Annotated in this window: 12 protein-coding genes and 1 tRNA gene; 8 read left to right on the top strand and 5 right to left on the bottom strand. The window is 72.1% G+C overall.

Annotation, left to right across the window (positions count from 1 at the left end; translation table 11 throughout):
* Position 1 precedes the first annotated feature (1 nt).
* From AB0H64_RS30595 to serS, 3 genes are all read left to right on the top strand, one after another.
* Positions 2–430 carry a DUF4446 family protein gene (locus AB0H64_RS30595; protein WP_357631548.1) on the top strand — a complete coding sequence of 143 codons (429 nt, stop codon included), beginning with the start codon at positions 2–4 and terminating at the stop codon, positions 428–430.
* Between the two features lie 2 nt (positions 431–432).
* Positions 433–1,356, top strand: a complete 924-nt coding sequence (gene pheA, locus AB0H64_RS30590) for a prephenate dehydratase (RefSeq protein WP_357631545.1) — start codon at positions 433–435, stop codon at positions 1,354–1,356.
* Positions 1,357–1,423: 67 nt separating this feature from the next.
* Positions 1,424–2,689 (top strand): serine--tRNA ligase, encoded by a 1,266-nt coding sequence (serS, locus tag AB0H64_RS30585; protein WP_357631542.1) that lies wholly within the window; start codon positions 1,424–1,426, stop codon positions 2,687–2,689.
* 182 nt (positions 2,690–2,871) lie between these two features.
* Here serS and AB0H64_RS30580 read toward each other — a convergent pair whose 3' ends face one another.
* Positions 2,872–3,075, bottom strand: a complete 204-nt coding sequence (locus AB0H64_RS30580; RefSeq protein WP_043619750.1) for a cold-shock protein — start codon at positions 3,073–3,075, stop codon at positions 2,872–2,874.
* A gap of 224 nt (positions 3,076–3,299) precedes the next feature.
* Between AB0H64_RS30580 and AB0H64_RS30575 the strand changes: the two genes are divergently transcribed.
* Positions 3,300–4,127, top strand: a complete 828-nt coding sequence (locus AB0H64_RS30575) for an HAD family hydrolase (protein WP_357631540.1) — start codon at positions 3,300–3,302, stop codon at positions 4,125–4,127.
* Between the two features lie 40 nt (positions 4,128–4,167).
* Here AB0H64_RS30575 and AB0H64_RS30570 read toward each other — a convergent pair whose 3' ends face one another.
* Both AB0H64_RS30570 and AB0H64_RS30565 read right to left on the bottom strand, forming a co-directional pair.
* Entirely contained in the window at positions 4,168–4,680 is a 513-nt protein-coding gene (locus AB0H64_RS30570; RefSeq protein ID WP_357631537.1) for a bacterial proteasome activator family protein, read from the bottom strand.
* Between the two features lie 5 nt (positions 4,681–4,685).
* Entirely contained in the window at positions 4,686–5,642 is a 957-nt protein-coding gene (locus tag AB0H64_RS30565; RefSeq protein ID WP_357631535.1) for an NAD(P)H-quinone oxidoreductase, read from the bottom strand.
* Between the two features lie 113 nt (positions 5,643–5,755).
* Here AB0H64_RS30565 and AB0H64_RS30560 point away from each other — a divergent pair, with 113 nt between their 5' ends.
* Entirely contained in the window at positions 5,756–8,140 is a 2,385-nt protein-coding gene (locus AB0H64_RS30560) for an AAA family ATPase (protein WP_357631532.1), read from the top strand.
* 47 nt (positions 8,141–8,187) lie between these two features.
* Here the strand turns inward: AB0H64_RS30560 and AB0H64_RS30555 are convergent.
* Both AB0H64_RS30555 and AB0H64_RS30550 read right to left on the bottom strand, forming a co-directional pair.
* A tRNA-Ser gene (locus tag AB0H64_RS30555) sits at positions 8,188–8,274 on the bottom strand.
* A gap of 58 nt (positions 8,275–8,332) precedes the next feature.
* Positions 8,333–9,178 (bottom strand): NUDIX domain-containing protein, encoded by an 846-nt coding sequence (locus AB0H64_RS30550; RefSeq protein WP_357631529.1) that lies wholly within the window; start codon positions 9,176–9,178, stop codon positions 8,333–8,335.
* A gap of 208 nt (positions 9,179–9,386) precedes the next feature.
* Here AB0H64_RS30550 and AB0H64_RS30545 point away from each other — a divergent pair, with 208 nt between their 5' ends.
* Genes AB0H64_RS30545 through AB0H64_RS30535 form a run of 3 tightly spaced genes read left to right on the top strand, consistent with a single transcriptional unit; the run spans position 9,387 to position 12,549 of the window.
* Positions 9,387–10,856 (top strand): glycoside hydrolase 43 family protein, encoded by a 1,470-nt coding sequence (locus AB0H64_RS30545; RefSeq protein WP_357631526.1) that lies wholly within the window; start codon positions 9,387–9,389, stop codon positions 10,854–10,856.
* A gap of 59 nt (positions 10,857–10,915) precedes the next feature.
* Positions 10,916–11,434, top strand: a complete 519-nt coding sequence (locus AB0H64_RS30540) for a SigE family RNA polymerase sigma factor (RefSeq protein WP_357631523.1) — start codon at positions 10,916–10,918, stop codon at positions 11,432–11,434.
* The gene (locus AB0H64_RS30535) at positions 11,431–12,549 is read left to right on the top strand and encodes a hypothetical protein (RefSeq protein ID WP_357631520.1); all 1,119 of its coding nucleotides are present in this window, start codon (positions 11,431–11,433) and stop codon (positions 12,547–12,549) included. Before AB0H64_RS30540 ends, AB0H64_RS30535 begins: the two co-directional genes overlap by 4 nt.
* Positions 12,550–12,560 lie beyond the last annotated feature (11 nt).

Raw genomic sequence — 12,560 nt, 5'->3', positions numbered from 1 at the left:
CGTGCTGATTGCCGTGGGGATGTGCGCCGCCGCCGCGACGGGCGGCGTGGTCATGGGCTACCTGGCTCTCCGGCGGGCCCGGGAGGAGATCGAGGACTGCCGCCGCATGCTCGTACGGCAGGCGTCGGCCGCCCGAGGGGACCTGATGGCCATCCGCGACGTGGCCGTGTGCCGGTACGACGCCCTGGAGAAGATGGCGGGCGAGCTGTCGTTCTCGGTCGCGATGATCAACGGTCTGGGCGACGGCATCGTGCTGACCTCCATCAACGGCTGCTCCGAGACCCGCACGTACGTGCGCCGCGTGGTGGGCGGCAGGGGCGAGCAGCCGCTGTCGCCGGAGGAGGAGCAGGCGGTGCGGGCGGCCAGGCTCGGGCTGGGATCAGTCGCGGCGAAGCCGCGCGCACCTCGACAAGCTGCGGATACTCTGTAGCCATGCCCAGACTCGCCTATCTCGGGCCCGAGGGAACCTTCACCGAGGAAGCCCTGCGGCTCCTGGATCCCGGCGCCGAGCGTCTGCCCTGCCCGACCGTGAGCGCCGCGCTGGCCGCCGCGCGCGGCGGCGAGGCCGACGGCGCCGTCGTGCCGCTGGAGAACTCCGTCGAGGGCGCGATCACCACGACGCTGGACGAGTTCGCCTGGGGCGAGCCTCTCCTGATCAACGCCGAGTTGCTGCTGCCGGTGCGCTTCTCGCTGCTGGCCCAGCCCGGCACGGAGATGCCGCGCGTCAAGCGCGTCTACACCCATCCCGCCGCCATCACCCAGTGCCGCGCGTTCCTCTCCCGGGAGCTGCCCGACGCGATGGTGGTGGCGGCGCCCTCGACGGCCGCCGCGGCCCAGGAGGTGTCGCTGCCCAGCTCGCCGTACGACGCGGCGATCGCGGCGCGCATCGCGGGCGAGCACTACGGCCTGGTGGAGCTGGCCGGCGACATCGGCGACCGCACCGACACGGTGACGAGGTTCGTCAAGGTGGCCCGTCCCGGCGGTCCGCTGCCCGGGCCGACCGGGTCCGACCGCACCACGCTCGTCGTCTTCCTCGCCGACGACCACCCTGGCGCGCTGCTGGAGATGCTGACCGAGTTCTCCGTGCGCGGCGTCAACCTGACCCGCATCGAGTCGCGGCCCACCGGCGACGGCATCGGACGCTACTTCTTCCACTTCGACTTCGAGGGCCATGTCGCCGACGCCCGGGTCGGCGAGGCCATCTCGGGGCTCCACCGGATCTGCGACGAGGTGCGCTTCCTCGGCAGCTATCCGCGGGCCGACGGCGTCGTGCCCCGGATCAAGCGGGGCACGGCCGACGAGGAGTTCGCCGAGGCGGGCGGCTGGCTGGCCCGGATCCGCTCCGGCGAGGTCTGACGCGCCGCGGGGGCGACGTCCGGGAATCGAGGGGCGAGGAGAGGTCCCGCGCCGGTAGCCTTTCCTTGTGATTGACCTGCGTACCCTTCGTGAGGACCCCGACCGGCTCCGGGCGTCGCAGCGTGCCCGCGGTGAGGACGACGCCGTCGTCGACACGCTGCTCGACCTCGATGAGCGCCGACGCTCCGCGCTGACCGGCTTCGAGTCGCTGCGCGCCGAGCAGAAGAGTCTCGGCAAGTCGGTGTCGAAGGCGCAGGGCGAGGAGAAGGCCGCGCTGCTGACCCGGGCCAAGGAGCTGGCGGGCGCGGTCAAGGCCGCCGAGTCGGAGGCCGAGAGGCTGGGCGGCGAGCTCGACGAGCTCATGCAGACAGTGCCCAACCTCGTCGAGGAGGGCGCGCCGCACGGCGGCGAGGACGACTACGTCGTGCTGGAGACCCACGGCGAGCCGCGCCGGTTCGACTTCGAGCCGAAGGACCACCTGGAGATCGGGGAGCTGCTCGACGCGATCGACATGGAGCGGGGCGCCAAGGTGTCCGGCTCGCGGTTCTTCTTCCTCAAGGGCGTCGGCGCCCGGCTCCAGCTCGGCCTGCTCAACATGGCGATGCAGCAGGCCATCGCCGGCGGCTTCACGCCCATGATCACTCCGGTGCTGGTCAAGCCGGAGACCATGCAGGGCACCGGCTTCCACGTGGCCCACGACAAGGAGATCTACCGCCTTCCCGAGGACGACCTCTACCTGGTCGGCACCTCCGAGGTGGCGCTGGCGGGCTACCACGCCCAGGAGATCCTCGGCGCGGACGAGCTGCCGCTGCGCTACGCGGGCTGGTCGTCCTGCTTCCGCCGCGAGGCCGGCTCGTACGGCAAGGACACGCGGGGCATCATCCGCGTCCACCAGTTCGACAAGGTGGAGATGTTCTCCTACGTACGGCCGGAGGAGGCGCACGAGGAGCACCAGCGGCTGCTGGCCTGGGAGAAGGAGATGCTCGAGGCGGTGGAGGTGCCCTACCGGGTCATCGACACGGCGGCGGGCGACCTCGGCATGTCGGCGGCGCGCAAGTTCGACTGCGAGGCGTGGATTCCCACCCAGGGCCGCTACCGGGAGCTGACTTCGACCTCCAACTGCACGGAGTTCCAGGCCCGCCGGCTGGGGGTGCGCTTCCGCGACAAGGACGGCAAGCCGCAGCACGTGGCCACGCTCAACGGCACCCTGGCCACCACGCGCTGGATCGTCGCCATCCTGGAGAACCACCAGCAGGCCGACGGCTCGGTCGTGGTGCCGGAGGCGCTGCGCCCGTACGTGGGCCTGGAGGTCCTTGAGCCCGCCAAGAAGTAGGCAGGTCCTGGAGCGCCCGAGAAGGAGGCCGTACGCGGCCTTGAGAGGGCCCGGAGACCCCTTTGGGGGGTCGCCGGGCCCTTGTGCTTCTCAGGGGTCGTACAAGGCGCGTACGGACCTCTGGAACGCGAAAGGCCGGAAGCCCGCTGGACGCGGACCCCGGCCTGACTCGCTGCTACAGGTCAGATGGCACGGACCTGGGAGGCCTGCGGCCCCTTCTGTCCCTGCGTGATCTCGAACTCGACCCGCTGGCCGTCTTCAAGGCTGCGGTAGCCGTTGCCGACGATCTCAGAGAAGTGCACGAACACGTCCGGCGCACCGCCGTCCGGGGCGATGAAGCCGAAGCCCTTCTCGGCGTTGAACCACTTGACGGTTCCCTGAGCCATAAAAGCTCTCCCTCAGGATGTGAATCTATGGGACCCGCACCTCGCGAGTCCCGGTGTGTCGTACAGCAAGCACCCCGGGGTGGCTCAGACAAAGTCATGCTGGTTTTCACTACGGGATCAGCTAATACAACGCCACCACATCTAACACCATTCTGGCGCGTTGGTGTTCCCGTCCCTGGGAAGATTTCTGGCCGGCGGCATCACCCGGCAAACTGGAACGTGTTATGCAGAGTCTCCCCGCGCCGCGTCTCGTGGCCACTGACCTCGACGGCACCGCCCTGCGCGCTGACGGAACCGTCTCTCCCCGGACGGCTGCGGCCTTCGCGAGGGTCGAGGAGGCGGGCGCCATGCTGGTGTTCGTCACCGGCCGGCCGCCCCGATGGATGAGCGGAGTGGCGGGTGCGCTCCGTCACCGGGGGCTGGCAATCTGTGCGAACGGCGCCCTGATCTACGACCTGCATACAGAACGCATAGTCGAATCTCACCTGATCCAGGTCGATGTCCTGGAACAAGTCGTCGCTCAGCTAAGAGCGAACGTGCCCGAACTCGCATTTTCGGTCGAGTATGAGGGGGGATTTGCGCATGAGTCCGAATTTCCGCTCGGCGGGTGGGACAGCAAGGCCGTCGCCGGACTGCGCGTCGGCATCCGCACGCTGACCTCGCAGCCCTGTGCCAAGCTGCTGGCCCTGCACCCGCACATGGACCCCGACACGCTCCATGAGACCGTCCACGGGCTCGTGGGGCACCTGGTGACCGCCACGCACTCCAGCGGCCGCAGCCTCATCGAGATGAGCGCCCACGGTGTGACCAAGGCCACGGCGCTGGCCGTGCTGGCGGAGCGGCACGAGATCAAGCCCTCGGAGGTCGTGGCGTTCGGCGACATGCCGAACGACCTGCCCATGCTGAGCTGGGCAGGCACCTCGTACGCCGTCGCCAACGCCCATCCCGCCGTCCTGGCCGCGGTCGACCACGTGACTGCGGCCAACGACGACCACGGTGTGGCCCGCGTGCTCGAGGAGCTCTACGGGCCGCCCTCCCGCGACAACAGGTAGTGGCCCGCGTGCTCGACGCTCAACGGGCCGCCTCCCGCGACTACAGGTAGGGGCCGGAGCCGCCCGGCGGGCGGTGGTCCTCGCCGTGCGGCACGCCGGGCAGCGCCCTGCGCATCTGCTCCAACTGGGCCCGAGCCGCCATCTGCTGCGCGAACAGCGTGGTCTGGATCCCGTGGAACAGCCCCTCCAGCCAGCCGACGAGCTGCGCGTGGGCGATGCGGAGCTCCGCGTCGCTCGGCGGCGTGCCGTTGTCGTCGGTGAACGGCAGGGAAAGCCGCTCCAGCTCGTCCACCAGCTCGGGCGCCAGGCCGTCCTCAAGCTCCTTGATCGAGGACTGATGGATCTCCTTCAGCCGCTTGCGGCTGGCGTCGTCCAGCGGCGCCGCGCGGACCTCCTCCAGGAGCTGCCTGATCATGCTGCCGATGCGCATGACCTTGGCGGGCTGCTCGACCAGGTTGGTGACCGAGCGCTCCTCTTCCCCAGTGTCGCTCTGCCCCTGGTAGTCGGGCCCGACCACCACGATGCGAGAGGTGTTGTTGTCCTCAGCACTCATAGGTTTCACCGTACTAGCAGGATCTTGCCGATGTGCTCCCCGGAATCCAGCATGCGGTGTGCCTCGGCCGCGTCGCTCATCGGCACCCGCGCGTGCACCACGGGACGCACCGCCCCGGCGGCGACCAGCGGCCAGACGTTGTCCACGACGCTGCGCACGATGACGCCCTTCTCCTCGGCGGGGCGGGAGCGCAGCGTGGTGGCGTGGACGGCCGCCCGCTTGGTGAGGAGGAGCCCGAGGTCGATCTCGGCCTTGGCGCCGCCCTGGAGGGCGATGATCACCAGACGTCCTCCGGTGTTGAGCGCCCGGAGGTTGCCGGCCAGGTAGCGGGCGCCGATGATGTCGAGGATCACGTCGGCCCGCACGATGTCGGAGAAGTCCTGCTCGCGGTAGTTGACGGTCTCGTCGGCGCCCAGCTCCCGCAGCCGCGCCAGCTTGGCGTCGGTGCCGGCGGTGGTCGCCACCCGCGAGCCGAGCGCCTTGGCGAGCTGGACGGCGAACGTCCCGATCCCGCTGGCCCCGCCGTGGACCAGCAGCGTCTCGCCCTTGCGCAGCCGCGCCAGCATGAACACGTTGGACCACACCGTGCAGGCCACCTCCGGCAGCGCCGCCGCCTCCTCCAGGGACAGGCCCTCGGGCACCGGCATCACTTGCTCCCACGGCACGGCCACGCGCTCGGCGTAGCCGCCGCCGGCCAGCAGCGCGCACACCCGGTCACCGATCTCGAACCCCGGCACGCCCGCGCCGACCTCCGCCACCACGCCGGAGACCTCCAGGCCCGGGTACGGCGGGGCGCCCGGCGGCGGGTCGTAGAAACCGTTTCGCTGGAGCACGTCCGCTCTGTTGACCCCCGCGGCGGTCACCTCGATGACGACCTGGCCCTGCTCGGGACGCGGATCAGGCACCTCGCGCCACTCCAGGACCTCTGGGCCGCCCGGCCGGGCGATCTCGATGGCTCGCATGTCACCACCGTAACCGGGCAAAGAAGTTCGGGGTTGGCTGCGACCATGGGAACACATGGCGTTAATCTTCAGAATATTTGCTGCCCCTTTACACCCAGCCGAGGGGGACCACGGTGGCGAGACACGACCGCGAGGAATCGCTCGAGGAGCAGCTTGCCTGGCTCGACGCGATCAAGGAGTCGGAGGAGGCGTCCGTACCGGCCGGCTCCACCGGCTCCGCCGACGAGCCGTCCGCTTCGCCGTACCCTCAGGACCCCTGGCGGTCGGTGACGCCGCCGGACGTACCGCCGCAGCCGCTGTTCCGGGCCGCCGCCGGGTCGCTGTACAGCTCGAACCCGGACGCGGTGGACTCCGGCGCCGTGGAGGACGAGGCGGGGCGCGAGGATGACGCCTCGACGCAGTGGCTCCAGCCGCCGTCGCCCTTCGACCAGCCCTCCTCGTTCGACCAGCAGCCCGCGCCGGCTCAGCAGCCCGCGCCCGCTCAGCCGTCCTCGTTCGACCAGCCGTCATACGACCAGCCGTCTTACGACCAGCCGGGGCGGACGGGCGCGTTCGGTGAGCCGTCGGCGTTCGAGACGCCCGCGGCGCCGTTCGACACGCGGCCGGGGGACGAACAGGACGAGCCGGCGGCGGCCGGGGCCGGGAGGCCGGACGACGCGTTCCTGGAGCCGCTCAAGCCGCTGCCCCGGACCGACGACGGCGAGACGTACCCCTCGCTGCCCCAGCTGCGGCCGGTGCGGGACGGCGACGACCCGGCGGCCACGGCGGGACGCGCGGCCGACGAGCGCACGGCCTGGTCGGAGCCGCTGGAGTGGCCGCTCCCGCCCGAGCGCTTCAACGCCTTCGACTCACAGCCCTCGGAGGTGCGGGAAGACCCGGGCTCCCCGGACACGACCTCGCCCGACGTACGGCCACCCGTCGTGTGGCCGTCCGAGACGCCGCAGTCCGACACGCCACGGTCCGAGGCGCCGCAGTCCGGGGACGCGCGCGCCGCCGAGACCGCGCCCGATGAGGACGAGACCCGGCCCGAGGACACCCGCACCGGTGACGCCCGCACCGGCCACGCGGGCTCCGGCGGAGCGACGGACCGGTCCGAGGACGCCGAGCCCCTCTTCAGGGACGCCGTGGCGCACGACGACCAGCAGGCCGCCGCACCGGCCGAGGGCAGGTCACTCACCCACCCGCCCGCGTTCGGCGCCCAGGAAGCCCTCCAGGCCACGCCGGACCCCCGCCCGGCGGACCGGCGCACGCCAGACCCCCGCCCGCACGACGCAAGCCCGCACGACGCGGGCCGGCGTACGCCCGACCAGCGCACGTACGACACGGTCCCGCACCCCCTGGCCGGTGGCGCCCACGGCAGGGGGCTGGACCGTCCGGAGCCGCCGGAGTTCCCCGAGCCGCCCGTACGGCAGCCCACGGCGCATGCCCAGCCACCCGCACCCCAGGCGCCGGAGGCCGAGCCGCCGGTGCGCAGGCCGCGTCGCCCCGCGCCCATCCCCGTCTTCACCGCCTCCCCGCGCCCGCCCGTCACCGGCAAACCGACCGCCGAGAGCCTCGACCCCGAGACGCTGCTCCGCGGTCGCCGCAACGCCCCCTCCAAGGGCTGGCGGCGCCTGGTGTACAAGGCGTCGGGCGGCTGGATCAAGCCGGGCGAGCCGCCGGAGGTGCGCCGCCGTCGCGCGCTGCTGTCCAGGGCGCGCACCCCGGTCGCCACGGGTCACCACCGCGTGGCCGTGCTCAGCCTGAAGGGCGGCGTCGGCAAGACCACGACCACGGTCGGCCTCGGCGCGACGCTCGCCCAGACGCGCGGCGACCGCGTCATCGCCGTGGACGCCAACCCCGACCGCGGCACGCTGTCCGACAAGCTGGTGCTGGAGACCTCGGCGACGGTCCGCGACCTGCTCAACGAGCGTGACCAGGTCAAGAGGTACGTGGACATCAGGGCCTTCACCTCGCAGGCGCCGTCGCGGCTGGAGGTGCTGGCCTCCGACCGGGACCCGTCGGTGTCGGAGGCGTTCAGCGGCGCGGACTACCAGTCCGTCTCGCAGGTGCTGGAGAACTTCTACTCCATCTGCATCACCGACTGCGGCACCGGCCTGCTGCACTCCGCCATGGGCGGCGTGCTCGGCCTGGCCGACCAGATCGTGCTGGTCAGCTCGCCGTCGGTGGACGGCGCGCGGGCCGCGTCGGCCACGCTCGACTGGCTGGAGGCGCACCACTACGGCGATTTGGTACGGGACGCCACCGTGGTGCTGTGCAGCGTCCGGCCGCGGACGAAGTCGGCCGTCGACCTCAACAAGCTGGAGGCCCACTTCGCCGCCCGCTGCCGCGCGGTGATCCGGGTGCCGTACGACCCGCATCTGGAGGAGGGCGCGGAGATCGACCTGGAGCGGTTGCAGGAGAGCACGCGCGACGCCTTCCTGCAGCTCGCGGCGTACGTGGGCGACGGCTTCGCGGGGATGCGGGAGTCAGCGGCGGCCCCTGGGGCGCGGAACTAGCGGCTCCGGGGCGCGGGACTGAGGCCGCCCCGGGAGCCGGAGTCGAGCGGAGGGTGTGGGATTCGAACCCACGAGGCCATCGCTGACCTGGCCGCTTTCAAGGCGGCTGCACTCGTCCACTATGCGAACCCTCCAGTGCGCACACCAACCTTAGCGGCTGCCGTGGCGCCGGGGTACCGGACCGGCGGGCTGCTAACCGGTGAGCTGCGACAGCAGCCACCGGGGGCCCTGGGTGGCGGCGCCGAGTTCGGTGACGCGCTCCTTCAGGCCCCGGTCGGCGGTCACCACGAGCACCCGTTCCCACGGCCGCGCCCGCCGGACGACCTCCACGACGGTGTCGTCGCCGCTGCCGGTCGCGGCCACCACCTGGACGCCCGCCACGTCCGGAACCCCGCGGGCGGCCCCCTCCACGACGGCCACGATCCGCGGGTACCACCGCTCCAGCACGGGGTGGGCCGGCGCCAGCCGTGACACCTCCTCCAGCAGCCGGGTGGCGGCGCCGAGCCGGTCGTTCCACCAGCCGTGCTCGGCCCGGGCGCCCACGATGTTCGCCACGTCGAGGACGAGCGTCTCGGGCCGCAGCTCCTGCCGCACCTCCTGCCAGGTCTCCGCGAAGCCGGGGTGCAGCCGTAGGTGGGTGATCTCGGGCAGCCGCACCCAGCGCAGCTCGACGCTCTCCCGGTTGGCCGGTACGGCGGGCAGCAGCTCGGCCGACTCGGCGATCACCGTCTCGAACGCCCATCCGCCGTGGTCGTCCAGGTACACGCCCTTGACCCGCAGCGCGTCGGCGGAGAGCGCGGCCTCCTCGCGGGCCTCGCGCAGCGCGCCGGCGACGGCGTCCTCGTGGCTGTCGAGCGCGCCTCCCGGCAGGCCCCACGTGCCGCCGTGGTGGCTCCACCACGAGCGCTTCTGCATGAGCACGTACGGCTCGCCGGCCTCGTCGTGGTGGACGGCGAGCAGCCCGGAGGCGCCGTGCAGTCCCCAGTGCCGGTGGCCTCGTCCGCACTCCGCCCAACCGTCGCCGTCACCAGCCGCCATGCGCTCGCGTCCCCCTGTCCGAGTCTCCGGGCCCCAAGGACCTCCAGCCTAGGGCCGCTCCGGCCGTGGAGAGCTGTGGAAACGGTTGCGACGCACAGCCCGGCTTCTCCGGCGACGACCTCCGGGTCGGTCACCGGTGCCAGACCCGGCCCCGGACATTGGAGGATGGTTTTCTGCAACCGGTTGCACGTAGAGTCCTGGAGACAACGTGTTCATCGACCAGGAGAGATCCACCGTGCCCCTGGACCCCGCCGACACCTACCGCAACCCCGTGCTCAACGCCGACTGGTCCGACCCCGACGTGATCCGCGTGGGCGACGACTTCTACCTGACCGCCTCCACCTTCACCAAGGTCCCGGGCCTGCCGATCCTGCACTCGCGCGACCTGGTCAACTGGACGATCATCGGGCACGCCGTGACCCGCGGCCACGACGACGTGCGTCCCGGCTGCGGCGTCTGGGCGCCCTCGCTGCGCCACCACGACGGCCGCTTCTGGATCTTCTACGGCGACCCCGACGTGGGGATCCACCAGGTCAACGCCGAGGACCCGCGGGGTCCGTGGAGCGAGCCGCACCTGGTCAAGCCGGGTCTCGGCCTCATCGACCCGTGCCCGCTGTGGGACGAGGACGGCCACGCGTACCTGGTGCACGCCTGGGCCAAGAGCCGGGCGGGGGTCAGCAACCGGCTCACCCTGCACCGCATGGCGCCCGACGCGAGCCGGGTGCTCGACGAGGGCACGATCGTCATCGACGCCGACCTGCTGCCCGGCTACCGGACGCTGGAGGGCCCCAAGCTGTACCGGCACGACGGCCACTACTGGGTCTTCGCCCCGGCCGGCGGGGTGGCGACGGGCTGGCAGTCGGTGTTCCGGTCCCGGTCGATCCTCGGGCCGTACGAGGACCGGATCGTGCTGGAGCAGGGCGGCACGGACGTCAACGGCCCGCACCAGGGCGGCTGGGTGGACACCCCGTCCGGCGAGCACTGGTTCATGCACTTCCAGGACCGCGGCCCGTACGGCCGGGTCGTGCACCTGCAGCCCATGGAGTGGCGGGACGGCTGGCCGGTCATGGGCGCGGACGGCGTCCCGGTGCCGGGCGGGCCCGTGCCCGTGCCGGGCGGGGAGCCGGCCGCCCCGGCCACGTCCGACGACTTCGCCGGGCCCGGCCTCGGCCCGCAGTGGAGCTGGCAGGCCAACCCCGACCCGTCCTGGTGGGAGCTGCGCGACGGGACGCTCCGGCTCACCTGCGTGCCGGGCCCCGCGGACCTGTGGGAACGCCCGGCGGTCCTCACCCAGCGGCTCCCCGGCGAGCCCTGCACGGTCGTCACCCGGGTCACCCTGCACGGCGAGGGCCGGGCGGGCCTGGCCGTGGTCGGCCGCACCTCCGCGTACGTGTCGGTCGAGTCGACGCAGGACGGGCCCGCCGTGGTGTGCGCGGGCTCCACGCCGGTGCCTGTGCCCGAGGGCGCGACCGTCACCCTGGGCGCGCGCGTCGGCCAGGGCGCGGTGGTCACGTTCCTGGCCGACACCGGGGACGGCCTGCGCGAGATCGGCGAGCCGTTCCACGCCACGCAGGGCCGGTGGGTGGGCGCGGTGCTCGGGCTGTTCGCCGCCTCCCACGGGGACGCCCCGGCGGGACACGCCGCCTTCGACGCCTTCACCGTCGACCTCGAAAGGTAAAGGGCCCTGCAACCTTTCGCCCCGCCGATCGCGTTGGCAACGGGCGAGAGGAGTCCCACTTGGATCGTCACGACGGCTTCCGCGAGTTCGTGCTCGCCCGCCAGCAGGCGCTCATGCGCACCGCGTACCTGCTGACGGGCGACGCCCATCTCGCCGAGGACCTGCTGCAGAGCGTCCTGATCAACGTCGTGGGGCAGTGGCACAAGCTGTCCAAGGGCGGCAACCCCGAGGCGTACACGCGCAAGGCGCTCGTCAACCAGTACATCTCCTGGCAGCGCCGGCGGCGTCTCGAACTGCCCAGCGGCGACCCGCCCGAGCGCGGCGTCTCCTACGACGACGCCGCGCTCGACCGCATGGTGCTGCGCCAGGCCCTGGCGAGGCTGACGCCCAAGCAGCGCGCGGTGATCGTGCTGCGCTTCCGCGAGGACCTCACCGAGGCGCAGACGGCCGAGGTGCTCGGCTGTGCCGTCGGCACCGTCAAGAGCCAGACCCACCACGCGCTGGCCCGCCTGCGCGAACACGCGCCCGAGCTGGCGCACCTGCTGTCCGACTCGGAGATCGCGGAGGTGGCCCCATGACACGGCTGCGCGAGGCACTGAACGGCATCGCCGACGACGCCCCTCTGGTGGACCTGGCCGACCTGGCCATCGCGGGTCACCGTCGCAGGCGCCGCACCACCACGGCGCTGGCAGCGCTCGCCACGGCCGTGGTCCTGGGCGTGACGACGGTCGTCGTGACGCTGCCGGGTCAGGGCGCGAACCAACCGGCCACGCCCCAGCGCCCGGACACGGTCCAGGACCTGCCCGCGGGCCGGGTGGGACGGCTCAGCCACGCGTACCGGACCTCCTGCGAGGTGGGCGCGGAGCGGCATCTCGACTGCGGCGCCGTCGAGTGGCGGGTCGTCACCGCCGCCGGCACCACGTACCGCGTGCCGCAGGCGCTGGCCCTGACCACGAAAGAGGACACCGCGCCGGTCGCGATCAGCAGGGACGGGCGCCTGCTCGCCTACTACAGCCGCCAGGCGCAGGCGCACGTGGTGCGCGACCTGATCACCGGCTCGGAGGCTATCTCCGCCGCCACCGTGAAGGAGGACCGGATCGGCATGGGCTCCATGCTCGTGGTCTCCGACGACGGCCGTCACCTGGCCTTCGACCCGCGCGAGGGCAGCAAGCAGCCCGGCTCGTTGATCGACACGCGCACCGGTAGGACGGTGCCGATCAACGGGAAGTACGAGCCGGTCGCCATCAAGGGAGGCGTCGCCGAGCTGGTCCGGTACATCAAGACGGACCTGTGGCTGATGCCCGTCAATGGCGGAGGCAGGCCGGTGCGCTTCGAGGGCGTGTTCATCATGTTCAGCGAGACCGCCCCTGACGGTCGCACGGTCGTCGCCTTCGACAGGGACGGCCCTCCCATGAGGGACGACCTCGTTCGGAACAGGCTGACCGTGCTCGACGCCAGGACCGGCCGGATCCTCCGCAAGGTGACCATGCGCGGCCTGCCGACGGGCAGGGGCCAGGCCGTGGGCACGGGTCCCTGGCTGAACGGCCACGAGGTCACGGTCGCCTACCAGGACAAGAGGAACATGAGCACGTACGGGGTGGACGTCGGCACGGGGAAGGCCCGGCTCCTGTCCCGCTACCCGGACCGCCGCGAGAACATGATCCTGCCCGGTTTCGCCCAGGTGATCCCCTGACAGGGGACACC

Source organism: Nonomuraea sp. NPDC050733 (genome assembly GCF_040654215.1).
Lineage (GTDB): Bacteria > Actinomycetota > Actinomycetes > Streptosporangiales > Streptosporangiaceae > Nonomuraea.
The sequence above is the reverse complement of the archived record's forward strand: the minus strand, read 5'-3'. Positions and strand labels throughout refer to the sequence as shown.

Coding starts and splice junctions, on each gene's coding strand:
- AB0H64_RS30535 (WP_357631520.1), top strand. CDS start 11,431: ATGACACGGCTGCGCGAGGCACTGAACGGCATCGCCGACGACGCCCCT.
- AB0H64_RS30580 (WP_043619750.1), bottom strand. CDS start 3,075: ATGGCTCAGGGAACCGTCAAGTGGTTCAACGCCGAGAAGGGCTTCGGC.
- AB0H64_RS30575 (WP_357631540.1), top strand. CDS start 3,300: ATGCAGAGTCTCCCCGCGCCGCGTCTCGTGGCCACTGACCTCGACGGC.
- AB0H64_RS30565 (WP_357631535.1), bottom strand. CDS start 5,642: ATGCGAGCCATCGAGATCGCCCGGCCGGGCGGCCCAGAGGTCCTGGAG.
- pheA (WP_357631545.1), top strand. CDS start 433: ATGCCCAGACTCGCCTATCTCGGGCCCGAGGGAACCTTCACCGAGGAA.
- AB0H64_RS30550 (WP_357631529.1), bottom strand. CDS start 9,178: ATGGCGGCTGGTGACGGCGACGGTTGGGCGGAGTGCGGACGAGGCCAC.
- AB0H64_RS30570 (WP_357631537.1), bottom strand. CDS start 4,680: ATGAGTGCTGAGGACAACAACACCTCTCGCATCGTGGTGGTCGGGCCC.